1 pseudogene is annotated in these 454 nt (G+C 61.7%); it reads right to left on the bottom strand.

The annotated features are described in order from the left end of the window. Positions 1-44 precede the first annotated feature (44 nt). Positions 45-454 (bottom strand): annotated as a pseudogene (locus EN939_RS37550) (hypothetical protein); the annotation flags it as partial.

Raw genomic sequence — 454 nt, forward strand, 5'->3', positions numbered from 1 at the left:
ACCAAAAGACTTTTGCCTTATCCATTCGCGCCCTCCATTGAAGCTCAAGGCGAGCAGGCCGATTGCGGCATTGGCTGCAGCCGGTAGACCTTGTCGTCGGATTTCGTCTTGCCGTCGGCGGCCTTCGAACACAGGTCGACGATCGCGAGCGCGCTGTTGGGGTTGGCCAGCATCATCGTGCCATTGGCGCCACGCTTGAGGAAAATCTCCTTCTGCGCGATGTCGCAGGAAGAATCGCTCATCTTCGAACTGGCCGCGCAGCGCCACTGATCGGCTTCGCCCTGGCAGGAATAGGTCTGCGTAACCTCAGCCGATTTCTGCCGTGTGGTGACGGTAACGGCAATGTCGGCGCCGTCTGGCCAGTTGGCGGCGTCGCCACCCGAGGCGAAGGACGCCAGCTCTACCTTGCCGCGGAAAACCCGGATCGACCGGGTGAGTTGATCGGGGTGCGAGC

Source organism: Mesorhizobium sp. M7A.F.Ca.CA.002.05.1.1 (genome assembly GCF_003998335.1).
Taxonomy (GTDB): domain Bacteria; phylum Pseudomonadota; class Alphaproteobacteria; order Rhizobiales; family Rhizobiaceae; genus Mesorhizobium.